Source organism: Desulfacinum infernum DSM 9756 (assembly GCF_900129305.1).
Taxonomy (GTDB): Bacteria; Desulfobacterota; Syntrophobacteria; order Syntrophobacterales; family DSM-9756; genus Desulfacinum; species Desulfacinum infernum.
The window spans coordinates 1-20,570 of record NZ_FQVB01000010.1; the positions used below are offsets into that span (position 1 = coordinate 1).

Genomic DNA, 20,570 nt, shown 5'->3' on the forward strand with positions numbered 1-20,570 from the left:
CCCCGCCTCACGGCGACGCAGTTACCTTCGACTACCGGGAGCGGGCATCTCCCGGAAGAGGACTTTCACCTCTCTGATCACGCCTGCTCCCAGGCGCACTAGGGGCGAATGATCATTCGCCCCTTCAGCCTGCGCCCATTAAAAGCCCGCGCTCATGGGTCATGGCAACACTCATCCTGACGGTTCCCGCCAGAGTCCATGCTCCCCCGACCGACGCTCCTCACCACTAGTAGCCGAAGAGGCGGGGGAGGAAAAGCACCACTTGGGGGACGTAGGCCACCAGGAAGAGGGTGATCAGCTCCACCAGAAGGAACGGCATATTGGCCCGGACCAGCTCCACCAGGTCCACCTTGCTCACCGAACAACAGACGAACAGACACAGGCCCAGCGGCGGGGTGATGAGACCGATCATCAGGTTCATGACCACCACGATGCCGAAATGGATGGGGTCGATTCCCGCATGCTGGGCGATGGGGAGCAGGATGGGCACCATGATGATGATGGCGGCCAGCCCTTCCAGGAAACAGCCCACCACGAAGAGCAGAAGGTTGATGAGGAGCAGCAGCACGTAGGGATTCTCGGATAGGGACGTGATGACCTTGGCCACCTTCTGGGGGATCATCTCGGTGCCGAGAATCCAGGAGAAAATGTTGGCGCAGGCCATGACCATGAGGATCGTGGACGTGGTGAGCATGGAACGGTAGAAGATGTCGGGAAGGTGGGAAAGCTTCAGAGTGCGCAGCACCAGCAGGCCCACCACCACCGCGTAGGCCACGGCCACCGAGGCCGCTTCCGTGGGCGTGAAGACGCCGCTCAGGATGCCCCCCAGGATGATGAGCGGCATGAGTAGCGGGATGATGGCACCCCACAGGGCCTGGAGAAACTCCCCGAAGGAAACCCTGGGTTGCTTGGTGCCGTAACCGTGCTTCTTGGCAAGAAAGTAGGCCACAACCATGAGTCCGACGCCGATGAGCACGCCCGGCACCACGCCCGCCAGAAAGAGTCCGCCCACGGAAACGGAACCCACCAGGGCGTAGATCACCACGGGAATGCTGGGCGGGATGATCGGCCCGATCACGGACGAAGAAGCCGTGACGGCGGCGGAAAACGACTTGCTGTACCCGTCCTTTTCCATGGCCGGGATGAGGATGGACCCCAAGGCGGCCGTATCGGCCACCGCCGACCCGGAAATGCCGGCGAAGAACATGCTGGCCACGATGTTCACGTGGGCCAGCCCGCCCCGGATGTGGCCCACCAAGGCCGTGGAAAACCGCACGATCTTTTGGGTGATGCCCGCACTGTTCATCAGCTCGCCGGCCAGGATGAAGAAGGGAACGGCCATGAGCGGAAAGGAATCCATCCCGGTGAACATGCGCTGGGGGATCAGGTGCAGCGGGATGTCGCCGCTAAGGAGAAGAAAGACCAGACTGCTCAACGCCAGACAGAAGGCCACCGGGATTCCCAGAGCCAGGGTCGCCAAGAAAGCCACAGTCAATGCCCACGTCATGAAAAGCCCCTTCCCTCTCTTCACTCTTCCAGGCCGCACACGGCCTCGGAATTATGCCACTGCTCGAAAAACAAGCGGATCGCGTGCACCAGGGTCACGGCCGCCCCCGCGGGCACCGCCGCATACGCCCAGCTCATGGGAAGCCCCATGGCCGGCGAGCGCTGACCGCCCAGAAGCAACGCCAGCTTGGCCCCCTGGAAGCAGACGACCCCCATGAGCACCGCCACGGATAGATGCACCCCGAGAAACATCCACCGGCGGACCTCCGGATTCACGGCCCCCGTAACCAGCGTGACTCCAACGTGCGCCCCTTTGGCATAGGCATCGGCGGCGGCCAGGCAGGCCGTCCAGATCATGAGATAGCGGGCCAGCTCCTCGGACCAAGGCAGGGGGTGTTCCAGAACGTAGCGAAAGATCACTTGGGCCAGAACCACCAGGAACATGACGCCGCTCAGAACGAAGACCGCGGGGCGGGTCCACGACCGGAGCTTGGAGGAAACGGGCACAAGAAGGGCTTTCATGAGTGTCCTCTGAGTTGGAGAGGGCCGGCGGGTCCGGGCACGCGGTCCGGACCCGCCGCCATGTCCGTGCTTCCTGGGAGCTTGCCCGGAAACACTATGGATAGCCACTTTTTCGCAGCGCAGCCCTTCAGGGCTGCGGAAGAGCCCCGGACGCCGGCCGGGCCTCGGGCATCGCCCGTCACGTCGGGGGACTGCGATGGCCCTTTCCCGCGGGGCTGAAGCCCCCGGCTGCGAAGAGAAGGAACCTTCCGGGCTTCTTGGACCGGAGAGTCATTCGCGGACAAGCTCCCCGTTGATCATTGCACCTGCTTTTCGGCCTCCGCCACCGCGACCAGAGCCTTCTCGATCCAGGAAGGATCGATTTCCGTCTTCAGCCACTCGATGACGGCCCCTTGGCAGGCCGCCTTGAACTGGGCCCGCTCTTCAGCCGTGGGCGAGTAGATTTCCATGCCCTGTTCCTTCAGCTTGGAAAGGCCCATGGCCGAATTGAGCTGCTGGATGGACCGGCCCACGTTGCCGGCCACGATGGCGGCCTGGCGGATCACCCGGCGCTGTTCGTCCGTGAGCTTCTGGCTGTAGAACTGGTCGTTGATCAGAATGAAGTCCGTCCCGTAGGAATGGCCGTCCAAGGTCAGGTACTTCTGCACCTCGGCGAACTTGGCGTTCAGGATGGTCCCCACCGGGTTTTCCTGGCCGTCCACCACCTTCTGCTGCAGCGCGCTGTAGACTTCCGGCCATGCGATGGGGGTGGGGGCGGCGCCCAGGGCCTTCACCATGGTGATGTAGAGCGGGGTTTCCATGACGCGGATCTTCAGGCCCTTCAGATCGGCCGGGGTGCGCACGGGCCGCTTGGAGTTGGTGAAGTGGCGGAATCCGGTTTCCGCATAAGCCAGGTTGCGGAGCCCCGTCTCCTTCAAAAGTGCCTCGGAAAGCTCCTTTCCGAACGGGCCGTCCAGGACCTTCCACGCCACGGCGGGAGAATTGAACAGATAGGGAATATCCAGCACCATGGCCGGGCGGAAGTAGCCCGCGATGGCCCCGGAAACGATGCACATCTGGATGGTTCCCAGCTTGGTGGATTCGATCATCTCCCGCTCCCCGCCCAGCTGATTGGCGGGAAAGACTTGTACTTCCACCGTTCCGCCGGTTTCCGCCTCCACCATGTCCTTGAAGACGCGGGCCGCCGCCCCCTTCTTGGACACGCAAGGATCATCGGGGTCCGAATGCCCCAGCTTGATGGTCACCTTGTCGGCACTGGCCGCCGCCGGCACCACGACCACCGCACAGATCAGAACCAAAATCCAGAACAAGCCTCGGAAACCACGCATCCTCTTCATGACGACTCCTCCCGCACGTTCACGTTTCCGTTCACCCCCAAAACAAAGGGAGGCCGCTAGATGTCGAAGACAACCTTCACGGTCTCCCCTTCCCGAAGCGAATCAAAAGCCTCTTGGGCTTCCTCCAGGCGGAAGCGCCGCGTGATGAGCTTCTTCACGTCCACCTTGCCCGTGGCGATCCAGTTCATGGCTCGCAGGAAATGCTTGGGCAGGATCGCCACATCCCCATGCACCGTCAGCCCCTTGCGCAGCATGGTCACCGGACTGATGGTGGCCTCGGGGTACAACCCGAAGAGGATCACCCGGCCTCGGGCGGCCGCCAGGTCGAAGGCCAGGCGCGTGGCATTGGGCGAATTGGCCGTCTCCACCACGATGTCCACCCCGCGGCCTCCCGTGGCCTCCCGAATCGCCTGCACCGGATCCCGCTCGCTCAGATTGACGATGCAGTGGGCCCCCAGGGACCTGGCCAGTTCAAAGCGCTTCCGATCCTGTTCCAGGCCCACCACGGCCACCATGGACGCACCGGCGGAAAGGAACGCCTGCAGGTGCAGCATGCCCAGAGCCCCGGGTCCCAGGATGGCCACCGTTTCTCCCGGCAGCGGCCGGACGTACTCCAAGGTGCGCACGGTGAGACTCAGGGGCTCCAGAAAGGCGGCCTCCACGAACTCCATCCCCTCCGGCATGGGGTGGACCAGGTGGGCCGGAACGACCGCGTACTCGGCGAAGGTGCCGTGGCACGTGATGCCCATGTGCTCCCAGTCCTCGCACATGTTCTTGAAGCCGATCCGGCACTGCTCGCACTTGCCGCACCCCGAAAGCACTTCGAAAGCCACCGGGGTGCCGGGCCGGAGTCCCTGAACCTCGGCGCCCACCTCCTCCACGATCCCGGCTCCTTCGTGGCCCATGATGATCGGGATGGGTACGGGTTTTCGCCCGATGTAGCGGTTGGTGAGAATGGAGACGTCCGAATAGCAGATGCCGGCCGCCTTCATGCGGACGAGGACATCGCGCGGGCCCGGTTGGGGCCTGGGGACGTCCGCCACCTGAAGGGAGCCGGCCTGTTCCGTGGCTTTGATGATGGCCCTCATGGTTTCATCCTTCTCGCTTGCAGAGCACACCAGGGAAAATCCCCTGAATCATTTGCCGAAATTCTTACATGCGGGAGCGACCCGGCTCCGCCCACGGGGGATGCGCGGGCGGGGATAAACCCCGCCCCTACAAAACGCATTGACCTTCTCGGGAGGGGCGGAGATCCGCCGGGAAAAGGACCGCCCGACCACACGCGTTCCCGTCACGGAGGAAAGCCGAGGACGTACAGGTGCTTGCCGCCCTTGGTGGGCCCTTTGAGAATGTCCTCCAGAAGCTTGGGATCCCGTTGGCTCATCTGTTCCACCGGAGGCAGCTTGCCCGCCGGGAAGCGCTCCAGGATGTCGTTGTGGAGCTGAACCATGTAGTCCAGGAACTTTTCGATGGACGGGACCGCCTTGGCCGGGTCCGCCTTGCTGGGCTTTCCCAGAACGCCCTCCGGGAACATGACGCATTCGATCCCGCCGGCTCCCACGTGGCAGTGGCCCGGAATGGGATAGCCGTAGATGTCCCCGCCCCGGTCGATGTGACCCGGCGGCAGGTAGCCGCGGATCTGGGTGTCTTCGGCCCATTCGGGGCGGCACAGCTCGGGAAAGAGGGCCATGGAGATGGACTGTTCGGCTTCACAGGCGTGCTGGAAGGGCTCCTCGTAGGGACCGCCGTGGGCCTTGTCCATGAGCGTCTGACCCATCACCCGGGGGACATCCACGAAGAAGAGCATGCACGGGACCTGGTAGCGCTTGCCGAATTCCTGGAGCGCCGACGGGATGATGTACTCCTGCCCGTGCAGGCTGATCCAGATCTGCTTGCGGAATCCCGTGTTCCAGAACCCGGCGATCATGGCGCGGATGTAGTCGGAAAACACATCGTCCGGGATGACCACCGTGCCGGGCTGGCCCAGGTGGTGGAACGGGTGGGACCCGTAGTGGAGCGGTTCGGCCACCGTACAGCCCGTGGCCTTGGCCACCTCTTCGGCCAGCCGGGTGACCACGAAGGTGTCCTCCCCGAAGGGACCGGCGGATCCGTGATTCTCGGTGGATCCCACAGGGACGATGAGGATGTCGTTCTTCTGCAGACGCTCCTCCACTTCCCTTTTGGTCATGGTCTGGAAGTAGATCCCTGTGGGCTTGTCCATGTGTCCGCCTTCCGGCGGCAGCTTCCATTTGGACATGACTCGGCCTCCTTTACCGCTCTCAGGATACGCGGTGGCTGGGCAGTTGCGGGGAATAGATCCACACGAACTTCAGGTTCACATCACCCGTATTGATGATCTTGTGGGTCTTTCCGGGAGGGTTGTAGATGCACACGCCAGGCTCCAAGGGAATCTCTTCGTCTTCGGTCACGAAGACCCCCCGGCCCTCCAGAAAGAACATCACCTCTTCTTCGGTATCGTGCTTGTGCTCGGGAACCATTCCGCCCGGATGGGTCTCGTTGACCCCCATGGCCAGGTTCTTGGCTCCCACGGTCTTTTCGGAAACGAGAATCCACGAGGTGCGCGGTGGATCCCTGCGTTCCCCTTCCACGTCCTTGATGTGAATCACCTTGACCCCTGACATTCGTTCCTCCCCTGATCTGCTCGTGTCCTTCGAATCCCACAGGCGCCTCAGCGCATGTAGATGCCTCCGTTGATGTCCAGGGTGACCCCCGTGATCCAGCCCGCCCCTTCCGAGGCCAGAAAGAGGACCGCGTTGGCCACGTCTTCCGGGTAGCCGTCCTTGTGGACCGCCCGGCCCACGTTCCACGTGGCGAAGACTTCCGGAGGGACCTGCTTGGTCAGTTCGGTCATAATGGGCCCCGGCGCCACGGCGTTCACCGTGATGCCCGCCGGCCCCACCTCCCGCGCCAGGGTCTGGGTGAGCCCCACGACCCCCGCCTTGGCCGCCGCGTAGTCCACGGCCACCCCGGGCCGCCCGGTGCGCCCCCCGAGAGAGGAGATGTTGACGATGCGGCCGTAGCCGCGGCTCTTCATGTGGGGGACCACCGCCTTGCAGGCGATGAACGTGCCCGTCAGGTTGACGCGCACCACCCACTCGAATTCCTCCACGGTCTTCTGCTCGATGGGCTTGTGGCGCAGGACCCCGGCGCAATTGACCAGGATGTCCACGCGGCCGTGTCGGGACGCCACGGCATCCACCACCTCCCGGACCCGGGCCTCGTCGGTCACGTCCGCCTGGAAGCCGAACGCCCGCTGCCCGGACGGATCCAGCAGGGAAGCGCGGTGCTGGGCTTCCTGGCCGTCCACGTCCAGCAGGACCGCCACGGCCCCCGCCTCCATGAAAGCCTGTCCGATGGCCGCCCCCAAGCCCCGTGCGCCGCCCGTAATGATGGCCACCCGTCCTTCAAAGGATCCGCACATACCCGCTCCTTTCAGAAAACATCGTCCGGAGGATCCGCCGTCCAGGTTCTTTCCAGATCCTCCAAAGGAAGATCGAAGACGGTGTCGTGGGGAGGTAGCGGTTCATCCCGCATGAACTCGGGAAGATCGCCCGGCTCCACCACCCCCGCCCGTTCGTTGAACGTCCTCTCGTCGGCCAGACACGCCGCCGCAAAGGCCCGAACGTCCCTGTAGGTCCAGCCCCAGCCGTAACGAGCATTCAACAGGTCGGCGATGAGCTCGGGTTTTTTCACGAAGGCGGGCCGGATGAAAAGACACACCCCCAGGCTGTCCAGGACGGCGGCCCTCAGCTGCAGCCGTCTGGAAACCTCGGCCTGCCCTTCGGTGCCGCGCGGATCGACGGTTCCGGCCGTCTCCAGGGCGTTTCCCGCCGTGTGGTCCGCGCCCATGGGCGACGTGGCGTAGGTGACGCCGATGCCCTTGAGAGACCGGGGGTCATAGGCCGGAATCGCCTGTCCCTTGACCACGGGGACGCGACGCACGTTGAAGACGGTCCCTGTGATCGCCGCCCCGTTTCCAATGATCCGCCCCAGGGGCGTGCCCCGGCGGACCTCGTGCAGCAACGCCCTGGCCGCATCGGCGTCCCCGAAGTCCAGAACGCCCGCCTCCATGGCCACCCCGATGGCCGCTCCCGTTTCGATGGCGTCCAGGCCCACCTCGTTGCAGAGGCGGTTGAGTTCCGCGATGGCGTCGATGTCGTCGATGCCGCAATTGGATCCCAGAAGGGCGATGTTCTCATATTGGATGGACGCCACGATGGCCTTTCCGGCCGCGTTCGCAAAGACGTTGGAACACTGAATGACGCAGCCCTTGACGCACGGCGTTCCCTTTCGGGCGTCTCCCCCCCGCTTGTCGATGAGCGACGCGATGGCCTCGCCCGAGATCTTGAGGGCCCCCTCGAAGTTGCCCGACCGGAAGTTGCGGGTGGGAAGAATGCCCAGTTCGTTGCAAAGGGCCAGCACCGCGGGTGTGCCGAAGTTGTGGCGGTTTTCCGTCTTGGGATCCTCCAGAAGGAGGCGCGCCAGCTCCTTGCCCGCCTCGCTCAAGGCCTTCGCGTCGTGGAACTGCGGAGCGGGGGCGTCCTGCGGGTCGAAGACCATGGCCTTGATTCCCTTGGAGCCCATGACCGCCCCCAGCCCCCCGCGGGCTGCGTAGCGAACCTGAACTCCCGTGTGGTCCATGGTGGCGATCCCCGCGGCGCGCATGCCCATCTCGCCCGCCGGACCGATGCAAAGAACGCCCACCCTCTCCCCGAACCGATGGCGCAGGAAGCGGCAGGTGTCGGATACGGAGGCGCGCCGGAGTTCCGGCATGTCCATCAACCGGGCGCCGTGGGCGTCCACGAAGAGCACGCGCGGGATCAAGGACGCGGGAGCATCCTCCAGGATCACGGCCCGGATGCCCAAGCGTCCCAGTGCCTGGCCGGCCGTGCCGCCCACGTTGGCTTCCTTGACGCCCTGGGTGAGCGGACTCTTGGCACCCAGCGAGACCCGGCCCGCCGTGGTCACCCGCGTATCTCCCAGAAGTCCCGAGGCCACGATGAGTTTGTTTCGCCGGCCCAGAGGTTCACAGGTGGGCGGCACCTCGCCCAGGAGTACGTGGGCGATCAGTGCACGCCCTCCCAGGCGGGCGGTGCCCTCGCCGCAGGATTCAAACCCCAACGCCCCGGTCCTCGTGTTGACTCTCAGGATCTTTTGCATGTTCCGTCCCCTTCGATGCGAAACGCCATCTGCAGCTCTCCCAGAAGTCGATTGAGGTTCTCCACCGCCGCGTCATCCACAGGGATTCCCTCCTCCAGACAACGAGAGGCCTTTTCCGCCTCGATCTCGCCCGGCAGGTAGATGCGCTCCACTCCCGCGGCCTTCCTGGAGTTGCGGATCGTGTCCGCAAATCCTCCCAACAGGGACCGGAAGGTTTCCAGCGGCATGAAGCGGCGGATATCCACGGCCAGGAAGGCTGCCCCCACGCCGGTGGGTCCCAGAGGCTTATGGAAGGTCTTGAGGAAGGGCCCGTACTGGGATCCCGAAAGAATGCCGGCCAGAACATCCACGAAGAAGGCCAAGCCGTAGCCCTTGGGCCCGCCGATGGGCACCAGGGACCCCTCCAGGGCCTTTTCCGGATCGGTGGTGGGCCGGCCTTCCGCGTCCAACGCCCAGCCGGCCGGGATGGATTCCCCGCGCCGAAGGGCCTGGCGGATCTTTCCCCGGGCCACCAGACTGGAGGACATGTCCAGCACGATGGGAACCGCCCCCTGGGTCGGCACCGCCATGGAGATGGGGTTGGTGCCGAGCAGAGGCTCCGCTCCCCCCCAGGGAGCCAGGGATGCCGCGGCGTTGCTCATGCACAACCCGAACATGCCGTTTTCCGCCGCCATACGGGAGTAGTAGGCCAGGAAGCCGATGTGGTTGGTGTTGCAAACCAGGGCGAAACCCACGCCGTAGGTCCGGGCCTTCTCGATGCACCGGCCCATGGCCTCCGAAGCGGCCACGGCCCCCAGTCCGTTGCCGCCGTCCAGATGGACCACCGCGTCCTCATCCTTGATCACCTGAAGGCGTGTGGGCAGATCCAGGACCCCGGCCTTCACGCGATTGGCGATGAGCGGCACGTAGACGCACCCGTGGGTGGAAATCCCGCGCATGTCCGCTTCCACCAGCACCTCGGCCGTCTGCGCGGCCTCCTCCCTCCCGGCACCCAGGGCTTCCAGAATCCCTGAGATCGCCCTCAGCAATTCTTCCCGCTTCACCTTCATGATCATTCCTCGACCAGGCCCAACCGCTCAAAGACCGCGTCCAGCTTGTTGTAGGAAACGCTGGAAACCCCGCTCCGAAGCACTTCCGCCTTCTCCTCTTCCTTGGCGACCCGCTCAAGAGATGCCTCCAGGACGCGGGCCACCCGTGCGCGCTCCACCACCACGATGCCGTCGTCGTCTCCCAGGATCAGATCCCCCGGATGGACCACCACTTCTCCGAAGAGCACCGGGTGGTTCACCAGACCCAGCACCCCCTTGGTGGTGCCGCGGATGCACGTCCCTCGGCAGAAGACGGAAAATCCCATCTCGGCGATGGAGGCGCTGTCGCGCACGCAACCGTCGATGGCAAGCCCTCCGATTCCCCGGGCCATGGCGGACGTGGCCATGAGATCCCCGAAATAGCCCGCATCCGGATAGCCGCCTGTGGCGGCCACGATCACATCCCCCGGCCTGGCGATCTCCAGGGCCTTGTGGAGCATGAGGTTGTCCCCGGGGCGGCACAAAACGGTGAGCGCCGGGCCCAGCAGGCGCATGCCGGGTCGAAGGGGCTTGATGGACGGATGGACGGATCCCCGCCTGCCCGACGCCTCGTAGACGGTGGCCGAACCCAGGGTTCGAAAAGGAGTTAATTCGGCTTCGGAAAACCTTTCCACGTGCGTGATCACATGTGCCATGACGAGCTCTATCCTTTCGTTGGCAAGATGAGTCCCATGAGGAATGCCGCGGCGTTGCGCAGGTGGGTCTGCACGGCGGATTCGGCCCGTTCCGGGTCCCCTTCCAGCAGGGCGTCCAGGATCTCCATGTGCTCGGCGAGAATCTCCCGTCGACGTAGTTGGGTGAAACGATTGCCGAACTGGTTGCGGATCCGGATGATGTGATCCAGAAGGCGAAGGTAGGACTGGTTCAGCTTCTTGTTGTTGAGCACACCGATGAGATAGAGGTGGATGTCCTCGTCGGAACCCCAGCTGGAAGCCTGCCCTTCCTGCTTGCCGGAGGCGGACCGTTCCAGTTCCAGCTTCTTGGCCTTCACCTCTTCCTTGTCACAGAGAAGGGCCGCCCGTTTGGCCGCGCCGCACTCCAGGATCTCGCGGATCTCGAAGATCTCCCGAATGTCCTGGAACGTGATGGTGGAAACGGCGGATCCCCGGCCCGGGACGTTTTCCACCAGCCCTTCCTTTTCCAGTTCTCGAAGGGCTTCGCGGACGGGGGTTTTGCTCACGTTGAGTTCCTTGGCCAGGTCCATCTCGTTGATGGGGTAGCCGGGGGGGAGGGAGCCGTCCAGGATGCGTTGCTTGATGGCCCCGTAGACGATGGCCTTCTTGTTGAGGGTCTTTTCCGTGCCCATGACATCTCTCCGACTCGAGATACGCATCATATACTTTGAGTATGCCGACGGTATAATTAGCGGGCGCCGGTGTCAAGCCAAAAGAGCAGAGGACGGCGTCGACCCGACAGCCGGTCGCCCCGCCCCTTCGCCGCAATCCGGATTGTCCCGGACCGCGCTGCCGAGACCCGGAAGCTTGTCCGGCCATGGCTTTCCGGTTCAAGCGGGCGGGGATAAACCCCGCCCTTACGACACGGGGTCAATCCGTTCATGCGGGGCGCCATGACAAAAGGTGAAAGGCCGGCGCTTTCCGGCCCATGCGCCGTTGTGGTAAAAGGCGGGAGATTCCCACACCCGGAAGGAGCCGACGTGCTGAGCGAAGCCCACCGCATCCTGAAAACCGTCTTCGGCTACGACGACTTTATCTTCTTGCAGGAGCGGGTCCTGGAAAACGTGCTGGATCGCCGGGACACCCTGGCCGTCATGCCCACCGGCGGCGGGAAGTCCGTCTGCTACCAGATCCCGGCCCTCCTGTGGGAAGGCCTCACCGTGGTGGTCTCGCCCCTCATCTCGCTCATGAAGGACCAGGTGGACCAGCTCCTCACCCTGGGCGTTCCCGCCGTCATGCTCAACAGCTCCCTTTCGGAAGAACAGTACCGGTCCAACGTGGCGGCGATCCGCGCCGGCCGGGCCCGGATCGTTTACATGGCGCCGGAAACGGCCCGCCATCCGGCGGTGACGGACCTTTTGAAATCATGCTCCGTGCAACTGATCGCCATCGACGAAGCCCACTGCATTTCCGAATGGGGCCCGGACTTTCGACCCGAATACCGGAGGCTCGCGGAACTCCGGGACGCCTTCCCCGACGCCGTCTGTCTCGCCCTCACCGCCACGGCCACCCCCCGGGTGCGCCGGGACATCCTGGAGTGCCTCCGGATGGCGTCCGCCGCCGAAGTGGTGGCCGGGTTCAACCGGGAAAACCTTTTCCTGAAGGTGGACTACAAGGTGGATCCGCTGGGGCAGGTGCTCCGGGTGATCGGGCGCTTCCCCGGAGAATCCGGCATCATCTACTGTCACACGCGCCGGCGCGTGGATTCCCTGTGCCGGTCCCTGCGGGACCGGGGCATCCCGGCGGCGGCCTACCACGCCGGCCTGGACGACGCCCGGCGCCGCCGGGCCCAGGAACTTTTCGTGGGGGACGAAATCCGGGTCATGGTGGCCACGGTGGCCTTTGGCATGGGCATCGACAAGTCCAACGTCCGCTACGTGATCCATTACGATCTTCCCAAGAACCTGGAAGGCTATTACCAGGAGATCGGCCGGTCGGGGCGCGACGGCCTGCGGGCCGAATGCGTGCTGCTCTTTTCCCACGCCGATGCGGCCGGGAGGCGCCGGCATATCCAGCACATGGAAGATCCCCTTCTTCGCCGGGCCGCCGCCGCCCAGCTGGACGCCATGGTGCGTTTCGCCGAAACCGAATCCTGTCGCCGGATTCCCCTGCTGGGCTACTTCGGTGAAGAGACGCCGGAAGCAAACTGCGGCATGTGCGACAACTGCACGGAACCGGACCGCCCGGCCCTGGACGTGACCGTTCCCGCCCAGAAGCTCCTTTCCTGCGTGGTGAGGACGGGCCAGAGGTTCGGAGCGGGCTACGTGGTCTCCGTGCTGTGCGGATCGAAGACGAAACGGATTCTCGAAAACCGCCACCACGAACTGTCCACCCACGGCATCGGCACGGAATACTCCCCGCGCGGATGGCGGTCCCTGGCCGAATGTCTCACCTGGCGGGGCCTGCTGGAAAGGGACTCCGAATTCGGAGCCCTCCGCCTCACCCGGGAAGGCTGGGACGTGATCCGTTCGCGGCGCCCGATCCATGTGCGCTGGCACCCGCCGGAAGAGGCCGTGCCCGGTCAGGTGCCGGACCCGGACGCAGAGGAGGCGGCCTTTCCCCGGGAGCTCTTCGAACGGCTCCGCAAGAAACGGCGGGAATCGGCTAAGGCGCTGGGGGTGCCTCCCTATGTGATCTTTTCCGATCGCAGCCTGGCGGACATGGCGGCCCGGATGCCCCAAACTCCGGAAGAGATGCTCGCCGTGCACGGGGTGGGAGAGGGAAAACTGGAAAGGTTCGGCGAGGATTTCCTTTCGGTGGTCCGGGACTTTCGCCGCGAACATCCCGACGTGCAACCGGTCCCGTCGGCCTCGACCCCGGGCCCCAAATTGCGCGCTTCCGGCCGGACGGGACGCCACCATCAGGTGGCGAAAGCCTTCAACCAGGGAAAGTCCCTGGACGACCTCTGCCGGGACTTCGGCGTCCAGAAACGGACCGTGCTGGGGCACTTGCGCCGGTTCCAGATGGAAGGCTGCGCGCTCCGGGAAGAAGGGCTCCTGGAGGACGTGGAGGTGCCGGCCGAGGTGCGCCGCCAAGTGGACGAAGCCTTCGACCGGCTGGGCTCCGATTTCTTGAGACCGGTCTACGATGCCCTGGACGGACGGGTGGACTACGACACCCTGAACCTTCTCCGGCTTCTTCATGTCAACCGTCGAATCCGCGAAGGGGAATCGGCGGGGATTCCGGACGGCGCGGCGCGGGACTCCGTCACGTTCGTCTGCATGGCCAATTCGCGAAAGTACGCCGGCCGGTGCATCGCCGGGAAGCTGTGGGACGGGTGCTCGCCGGGGCCCTGGATCCGCCCGGTGGGTCCCGGGCCCACGGGTGAGCTGGATCCGGAGCAGCTGCACGATGAACTCGGGGAGCCGATCCGGCTGCTGGATCTCGTGCGAGCCCCGGTGGGCCGGCTCCGCGGCCCGGCCCATCAACCGGAAAACCGCCTCCTGGGCGACGGCCCGCTCCGCCGTGTCGGGAATTTTCCGCCGGACCGGGTGGAAGAGCTGTGCGACCCGGTGGAAACCCTCTGGGCCGTGGGAAACAGCAGCTTCGCGGGAGTGAACGACCGCATGAGCCTGGAGCAGACGGAGCAGGCCCCTGCCGGATCGCTCCTTTTCATCGAGCCGGAAAATCTTGCGTTCCGCATCGCCCTCAACAGCAAGGGGCTCAAAAAGGTCTGGGCCGAATTCTTCTTTCGCGGTATCCCTTACCGGCTCAGCGTAACGGACCCGGCCGTGGAGGCGGCGCTTCTGGACAAGGATCCCGGCGTCCATCCCGTGGCGGGGCGGGCCTTTGTGACCGTGAGCCTGAGCGAGCCCTTCGAAGGACACATCTACAAGCTGGCGGCCGCCGTGGTGCGCGCCGCCGACGGGCGTGAGGAAAGGAAGTGAAGGAACTCTACACCATCGGCCATTCCAACCACCCCGTGGAAACCTTCATCGAACTTCTCCGGCGCCACCGGGTGACCGCCGTGGCCGACGTGCGCTCCAGCCCCTACAGCCAGTACAACCCCCAGTACAACCGGGAAAACCTGAAGCCGGTGCTGGCCCAAGCCGGCATCGCCTACGTCTATCTGGGCAAGGAACTGGGACCGCGATCCGACGATCCGGCCTGTTACGAAAACGGGCGGGTGAGCTACGAGAAGCTGGCCCGGACGGATCTTTTCCGCTCCGGTCTGGACCGGCTTCGAAAGGGGGCCGAAACCCATCGGATCGCCCTCCTGTGCGCCGAAAAGGATCCCATCGTCTGCCACCGCATGATCCTCATCTGCCGGGCGCTCCGCTCCGAACCCGTGACCATCCGCCACATCCTGGAAGACGGGTCGCTGGAAACCCTGCAGGCCGCGGAAAAGCGCCTCATGGTTCAGCTCAAGATGCGCCAGATGACCCTTTTCGACCGCAACGTGGACGACCTCATCCTGCGGGCCTATCGAAAGCAGGCGGAACGGATCGCCTATCGGCCGGACGAGCCGGACCGGGAAGACCCGGAAGACGGAATCCCTGAAATCGAACACCAACCCTAACTCCCGGGGGAAATCCCATGGCCGTCACTCTCTTCACCATCGGATTCACGAAAAAGAGCGCCGAGGAGTTTTTCAAGAGGCTGCAGAAGGCGGGGGTGCGGCGCGTGCTGGACATCCGGCTCAACAACACGTCCCAGCTGGCGGGATTCGCCAAGCGGGACGACCTTCGCTACTTTCTCAAGGCCATCGCCGGGATCGACTACCGGCACCTGCCCGAGCTGGCCCCCACCCGGGAGATCCTGGAAGGGTTCAAGAAGCGGGGCGGCCGATGGGACCGATACGAAAAGGAGTTCCTGGCGCTGCTGGAACACCGCAGGGTCCTGGAGCGGATCCGGCCCGAAGACGTCCACATGGGCTGCTTGTTGTGCAGCGAGCCCACCCCCGAGCACTGCCACCGCCGGCTGGTGGCCCGCTTCCTGGCAGCCCGGTGGCCGGATGTGAACGTCGTTCACCTGTGACCCGGCGCGGACCGTCTCTCCGGGAATCCCCCCCGTCCGCCTCCACAGCCAATGACATATTGAAGGTGAAAAGGACATTTGTGGCGCTCCCCGCGTTGACATGGGACGGGCCGTGGGGCATAAGACGTTTCATTGTGCGTAGCGCGTGCAGTGTCTTGTCGGTCCTACTCCCAGGAGCTCCGGTCATGACCCCCAGGCTTCGGCGACCTCGACATCCAAGAGCACGGAAATGGTGCGCGGCGACATGGCTGGTCTGGGCCGTGGTGATTTGGCCCCTTTCCGTGACGGCGGTCGGAACGGACGAAAAGGCTCCGCTTCGCGTCGTTTTGGACGACAATTACCCGCCGTATATCTTCAAGGACGCGGAAGGCCGCCTGCGCGGCATCCTGCCGGACCAGTGGGCCTTGTGGGAAAAGAAGACCGGCCGCAGGGTCCGGCTCATTGCCACGGATTGGGCCGAGGCCCAAGACATGATCCGGCGGGGTGAAGCGGACGCGATCGACACCCTCTTCCGCACCCCGGAGCGTGAGGGCGTATACACCTTCGGGGCCCCCTACGCCGAAATCCCGGTGAGCGTCTTTCATCACGAGACCATTTCGGGCATCCCGGATCTGGAAGCCCTCAAGGGCTTCGCTGTGGCGGTCAAGGAAGGCGATGCGGCCGTGGAGGTTCTGAAAAACCGTGGCGTCGCCGCCTTTCTCACCTATCCCAGCTATGAATCCATCGTGCAGGCCGCCGCCTCGGGCACGGTGAAGATCTTTTGCATGGACGACCCGCCGGCCTATTACCTTCTGGCCAAGTACGGGATATTGGATCACTTCAAGAAGGGCTTCACCCTCTATTCCGGTTCCTTTCACCGCGCGGTGCTCAAGGGCCGCGAGGATCTCCTGGCGGTGGTGGAGGAAGGGTTTTCGGCCCTTTCCCGGAAAGACCTGGAGGCCATCGACCGGAAATGGATGGGCAGTTCCCTGAGACCCTCCGTTCCCTGGCGCACCGTGGGCTGGGCCATGGGAACCTTGGCGCTGCTGGTGCTCCTCGGCCTGCTGTGGATTGTGCTGCTGAACGCCCGGGTACGAAGGAAGACGCAAGAAGTCCGTAAGCTCCTGGACGAGAGCCGCCGGCGCGAGGAGATTCTGCGGGTCACGCTGGAAAAGCACGAACTGACGTTGCAGGCGGCGTCCATGAGCTCCTGGGATTGGAACGTGCGGGAGCGGTGTGTGGTGCGGGACGCTTCCTGGGCCGAGCGGCGCGGACTGGACCCTTCCCGTTCCTGGGAAGATCTTCGTACATGGATCGATACGGTCCATCCGGAGGACCGTTCGCGGGTCTTGGCGCGGCTGAAGGACCACCTGGAGGGCCGAACTTCCCACTACGAAGCCGCCTATCGGGTTCGAAACGCCGACGGCGCCCACCACTGGATCCTGGACCGGGGCAAGGTCATCGTCCGGGACGATGCGGGAAAGCCCGTTCGCATGATCGGCATCGAAACGGACATCACGGCCCAGAAGACCATGGAAGCCCGCCTCCGGCTGCTCACCCGCGTGGTGGAGCAAAGCCCGTTGTCCATCGTGATCACCGATCCCGCCGGGCGCATCGAATACGTCAACGAGGAGTTCTGCCGCCTCACGGGCTACCGTCCCCATGAAGTCATCGGTGAGAACCCCCGGCTGCTCCAATCGGGCAGGACGCCTCGGGAAACCTACCGGGATCTGTGGGATACCATCACGAGAGGTAGAACATGGCAGGGGGTCTTCTGCAACCGGACGAAAGACGGGAGCCTCTACTGGGAGGAGGCGGTCATCTGCCCCATCGTGGACGAATCGGGCCGCATCGACCACTATGCGGCCATGAAGCAGGACATCACGGCCCGAAAGCAGCTGGAGGAGCAGCTGGTCCAGGCTCAGAAGATGGAATCCGTGGGGCGCCTGGCGGGCGGCGTGGCCCACGACTTCAACAACGCGTTGCAGATCATCATGGGCTACGCCGAAGTGGCCCTGGGCCTGCTGGATTCCCGGGACCGCGTGCACCGCATGCTCAACGAAATCCACAAGGCCGCGCGAAGATCCGCCGGCGTGGTCCGGCAGCTCCTGGCCTTCGCCCGAAAGGACCTCATCCGTCCCGTGCCCCTGAACCTGAACGAACACCTGGCGGAAATCCACCGGATGCTGAAGCGGCTCATCGGCGAGGAGATCCTCCTGGAGCTGCGCCCCGGGGAGGACCTGTGGCCGGTGCTCCTGGATCCGTCCCAGGCGGACCAGGTGGTGGCCAACCTGGTGATCAACGCCCGCGACGCCATCGAAAGGTCGGGAACCATCACCCTTGAGACCCAAAACGTGTTCCTGGACGGAAGCCGCAAGGCGGGACCCGTGTTCATCCCGGAAGGCGAATACGTGCGTCTTTCGGTGACGGACACCGGCTGCGGCATGGACGCCCAAACCATGGAGCACATCTTCGAACCCTTCTTCACGACCAAGGAGGTGGGCAAGGGCACTGGTCTGGGACTTTCGACGGTCTACGGGATCGTGAAACAAAATGGCGGGTGGATCGACGTGACCAGCGCGCCGGGGGAAGGGACCCGGTTCGATCTCTTCTTTCCGAGGCTGCGTTCGGACGCCCATGGCCGGTCCGGCGGATCGGATCGAGCCCGGGAAGGCGAGAGCCCGAGGGCGGGAGAAACGGTCCTGGTGGTGGAAGACGAGCCCCTCATCCTGGGGCTGGCCCAGACCATCCTCCGAGACGCCGGATACCGCGTCCACGCCTTCAACCGTCCGTCAGCGGCGCTCCAGTGGGTCCGAGAGCATGCCGACCCCGTCCACCTCCTTTTGACAGACGTGGTCATGCCCGAAATGAGCGGCCGGGAGCTGTGGGATTACATCAAGCGGTGGCGCCCCGACGTCGGCTGTCTCTTCATGTCCGGCTATACGGCCGACATGTTGGCGCATCGAGGGGTCGGATCGGAGGAGTTGCACTTCATCCATAAGCCGTTCACGGCGGATGTCCTCTTGCGGAAAATCCGCCGGATCCTTTCCGCCAAACAGATCACCGGCGCCATGTCCCCATAGGAGCTTCCACCGGGCCTTCCGGTATTACCTGTCAGTTCATGGGGTTACTCCGAAGAGGTCCCGTCGGCGGTGCTGGAGGGCGGGAAGCTTACGGTGCACGTCGGCCACCCGACGCGCGGAGATCTCCGCCAGGATGAGATCTTCTCCTTCCCCCGCCGAAGCCGCGGGAACCCCGAAGGGATCGAAGACGGCGCTCCGGCCGCAGAAGGCTCCTCCCACCAGGTTGCAGCCCGCCGCGTAGCAGGTGTTTTCGATGGCCCGCGCCCGAAGGAGCGTCAGCCAGTGGTCTTCCTTCAAAATCCCCTGGTACCAGGCGGACGGAACCAGCACCAGCCGGGCGCCCTGATCCGCCAGATGCCGGAAGAGCTCGGGAAACCGAAGATCGTAGCAGATGGCGAGGCCCACGGAGACGCCTCCATGGGAAAAGACCCCGGGCGGAGCGTCTCCGGGAACCATGGTGTCCGACTCCCGTACGTCCAGGGCGTCGAATAGGTGCACCTTCCGGTATCGGGAAAGGACCGCCCCGTCGGGGCCCAGGGCGGCCACGGTGTTGTAGGCCCGTTCGGGGTCCGGCGACGGCTCCCACAGCCCGAAGACCACGGTTAGGCCCAGCCGGCGGGCCAGCCCGGCCATGCCGTCCAGGAACTTGTCACTTTCCCGGGCCAGCTGCGCCGGCGGCCGGTCCTTTCCCGGAAGGGCCATGAACATCTCGGGAAAGACCACCAGGGTGGCCCCCCGCCGCGCCGCCTCCTGGGCCTGCTTTCGGGCGACCTCCAGATTCTCGGCCGGATCCGGTCTTCCCTCCACCTGCGCCAACGCCACCGTCACGGTATCCGCCATCGTCCTCTCCTCCGAGCAGACCTTTGCCTGTGTCTTTTGGGGCCCCAGGAAACCGCCTTGAAGTCTACAGGATTTCCTCACGGCGCGGCCAAGATTTCTTGCACTCTGCGCAAATGGGACGGAACGGAGGAAGCAATCCCCGATCTCCCTTGCCAATCGAACGAAATCGGGGTGTAATTGGAAAAAACCGGCTCAAGCTGTGGGCACCCGTCACATGCACACGGAGCGAAAAGGGACGTTCATCGGTTCGGAGGGCAGATGCAGATCGAGATCCGCGATGTGCGAAAGGACTACGGTCGGGTTCAGGCGGTGCGGGGCGTGAGCTTTTCCGTGGAGGAAGGGCAGCTGCTGGTCATCCTGGGCCCTTCGGGATGCGGCAAGACCACGCTGCTTCGGCTGATCGCCGGCCTGGAGCCGGTCACCTCCGGCACCATCCACATCGCCGGAACGGACGTGACCCATCTCCCGCCGGTCAAGCGCAACATCTCCATGGTCTTTCAGTCCTACGCCCTCTTTCCCCATCTGAACGTTCGGGAAAACATCATCTTCGGCCTCAAGGTGCGCAAGGTGCCGGCCGACGAAATCGAACGGCGCCTCAAGCGGGTGGTGGACCTGTTGGGCCTGTCCGGCCGGCTGGACAGCAAACCGGGGGAGCTTTCGGGAGGCATGCAGCAGCGGGTCGCCCTGGGCAGGGCCATCATCGCCGAAAAGCCCGTGACCCTCATGGACGAGCCGTTGTCCAACCTGGACGCCAAGCTCCGCAATTCCATGCGCCGGGAAATCTGTTCCCTGCAGCGTCGACTGGGCATCACCATGATCTATGTGACCCACGACCAGGTGGAAGCCATGACCATGGCCGATCGGATCGTGCTCATGCGCGACGGGCAAATCGTCCAGGACGACTCCCCGGAAAACTTCTACGAACGTCCGGCCAACACCTTTGTGGCCCGGTTCATCGGCACGCCCCCCATGAACATCGTGCCCCTGTGCCCCACGCAGGGCGGGGCGGCTCTGGAACCCGGCGGTCGTCTCCTCTTTCCCGGCATGGATCCCGACCGATACCTCTTCGGCATCCGCCCGGAGAACCTCCGGCTTGCCGAAAGCGGCCAGCCCGCCATGGTGACGGGCCGGGAATACCTGGGCTCGGACACCTTTGTCTCCTGCGAGATCCACGGGCAGGAGGTCATCGTGCGAACCCGGGGCCGCCGGAACATTCGGGAAGGGACCGTGGTGCATCTCACGTGGGACCCGGGCGATGTGAATCTCTTCGATGCCCGGACCCAGGAGCGTGTGGATTCGGTTGTCCCTGCAAGAAAGGAGGGAAGGGAAAACCCTGCAGGGAGCATTGGTGGGTAAGCCGGAACATCCCGACAGCAAGGAGGC

Annotated in this window: 17 protein-coding genes; 5 read left to right on the forward strand and 12 right to left on the reverse strand. The window is 64.5% G+C overall.

Going from position 1 to position 20,570, the window contains the following annotated elements; all coding sequences use genetic code 11:
* Positions 1-226: 226 nt before the first annotated feature.
* The 11 genes from BUB04_RS05945 to BUB04_RS05995 form a co-directional block, all read right to left on the reverse strand.
* Entirely contained in the window at positions 227-1,507 is a 1,281-nt protein-coding gene (locus tag BUB04_RS05945) for a TRAP transporter large permease (protein ID WP_073037908.1), read from the reverse strand.
* Positions 1,508-1,527: 20 nt separating this feature from the next.
* The gene (locus BUB04_RS05950) at positions 1,528-2,028 is read right to left on the reverse strand and encodes a TRAP transporter small permease (protein ID WP_073037910.1); all 501 of its coding nucleotides are present in this window, start codon (positions 2,026-2,028) and stop codon (positions 1,528-1,530) included.
* Between the two features lie 296 nt (positions 2,029-2,324).
* Positions 2,325-3,365, reverse strand: a complete 1,041-nt coding sequence (locus tag BUB04_RS05955; protein WP_218588379.1) for a TRAP transporter substrate-binding protein — start codon at positions 3,363-3,365, stop codon at positions 2,325-2,327.
* Positions 3,366-3,421: 56 nt separating this feature from the next.
* Positions 3,422-4,453, reverse strand: a complete 1,032-nt coding sequence (locus BUB04_RS05960; RefSeq protein ID WP_073037912.1) for a zinc-dependent alcohol dehydrogenase — start codon at positions 4,451-4,453, stop codon at positions 3,422-3,424.
* 203 nt (positions 4,454-4,656) lie between these two features.
* Positions 4,657-5,622: a 3-dehydro-scyllo-inosose hydrolase gene (iolN, locus tag BUB04_RS05965; protein ID WP_073037914.1), complete on the reverse strand. Its 966-nt coding sequence runs from the start codon at positions 5,620-5,622 to the stop codon at positions 4,657-4,659.
* A gap of 22 nt (positions 5,623-5,644) precedes the next feature.
* Positions 5,645-6,007, reverse strand: a complete 363-nt coding sequence (locus BUB04_RS05970; protein ID WP_073037916.1) for a cupin domain-containing protein — start codon at positions 6,005-6,007, stop codon at positions 5,645-5,647.
* Positions 6,008-6,054: 47 nt separating this feature from the next.
* Positions 6,055-6,807, reverse strand: coding sequence for an SDR family NAD(P)-dependent oxidoreductase (locus BUB04_RS05975; protein WP_073037918.1), 753 nt, complete (start codon positions 6,805-6,807; stop codon positions 6,055-6,057).
* 11 nt (positions 6,808-6,818) lie between these two features.
* Positions 6,819-8,546 (reverse strand): aldehyde ferredoxin oxidoreductase C-terminal domain-containing protein, encoded by a 1,728-nt coding sequence (locus BUB04_RS05980; protein ID WP_073037920.1) that lies wholly within the window; start codon positions 8,544-8,546, stop codon positions 6,819-6,821.
* On the reverse strand, positions 8,531-9,595 hold the full coding sequence (locus BUB04_RS05985) for an Ldh family oxidoreductase (RefSeq protein ID WP_073037922.1): 1,065 nt from the start codon (positions 9,593-9,595) through the stop codon (positions 8,531-8,533). The genes BUB04_RS05980 and BUB04_RS05985 overlap by 16 nt, the downstream gene beginning before the upstream one ends.
* Before the next feature lie 2 nt (positions 9,596-9,597).
* On the reverse strand, positions 9,598-10,269 hold the full coding sequence (locus BUB04_RS05990) for a 4-carboxy-4-hydroxy-2-oxoadipate aldolase/oxaloacetate decarboxylase (RefSeq protein WP_073037924.1): 672 nt from the start codon (positions 10,267-10,269) through the stop codon (positions 9,598-9,600).
* A gap of 8 nt (positions 10,270-10,277) precedes the next feature.
* Positions 10,278-10,940, reverse strand: coding sequence for a GntR family transcriptional regulator (locus BUB04_RS05995; RefSeq protein WP_073037926.1), 663 nt, complete (start codon positions 10,938-10,940; stop codon positions 10,278-10,280).
* Positions 10,941-11,288: 348 nt separating this feature from the next.
* Between BUB04_RS05995 and recQ the strand changes: the two genes are divergently transcribed.
* The 4 genes from recQ to BUB04_RS06015 all read left to right on the forward strand — a co-directional run bounded on the left by recQ (position 11,289) and on the right by BUB04_RS06015 (position 18,347).
* Positions 11,289-14,195 (forward strand): DNA helicase RecQ, encoded by a 2,907-nt coding sequence (recQ, locus tag BUB04_RS18990; RefSeq protein ID WP_073037928.1) that lies wholly within the window; start codon positions 11,289-11,291, stop codon positions 14,193-14,195.
* Positions 14,192-14,827, forward strand: coding sequence for a DUF488 domain-containing protein (locus tag BUB04_RS06005; RefSeq protein ID WP_073037929.1), 636 nt, complete (start codon positions 14,192-14,194; stop codon positions 14,825-14,827). Before recQ ends, BUB04_RS06005 begins: the two co-directional genes overlap by 4 nt.
* Before the next feature lie 17 nt (positions 14,828-14,844).
* A complete protein-coding gene (locus tag BUB04_RS06010; protein WP_073037931.1) occupies positions 14,845-15,285 on the forward strand; it encodes a DUF488 domain-containing protein in 441 nt (146 codons plus the stop codon).
* A 185-nt stretch (positions 15,286-15,470) separates the two neighbouring features.
* The gene (locus BUB04_RS06015; RefSeq protein WP_084076244.1) at positions 15,471-18,347 is read left to right on the forward strand and encodes a PAS domain-containing protein; all 2,877 of its coding nucleotides are present in this window, start codon (positions 15,471-15,473) and stop codon (positions 18,345-18,347) included.
* Between the two features lie 36 nt (positions 18,348-18,383).
* Here the strand turns inward: BUB04_RS06015 and BUB04_RS06020 are convergent, their stop codons facing one another.
* Positions 18,384-19,187 carry a carbon-nitrogen hydrolase family protein gene (locus tag BUB04_RS06020; RefSeq protein WP_084076245.1) on the reverse strand — a complete coding sequence of 268 codons (804 nt, stop codon included), beginning with the start codon at positions 19,185-19,187 and terminating at the stop codon, positions 18,384-18,386.
* Between the two features lie 258 nt (positions 19,188-19,445).
* Here BUB04_RS06020 and BUB04_RS06025 point away from each other — a divergent pair, with 258 nt between their 5' ends.
* A complete protein-coding gene (locus tag BUB04_RS06025) occupies positions 19,446-20,543 on the forward strand; it encodes an ABC transporter ATP-binding protein (RefSeq protein ID WP_073037934.1) in 1,098 nt (365 codons plus the stop codon).
* Positions 20,544-20,570: the final 27 nt, after the last annotated feature.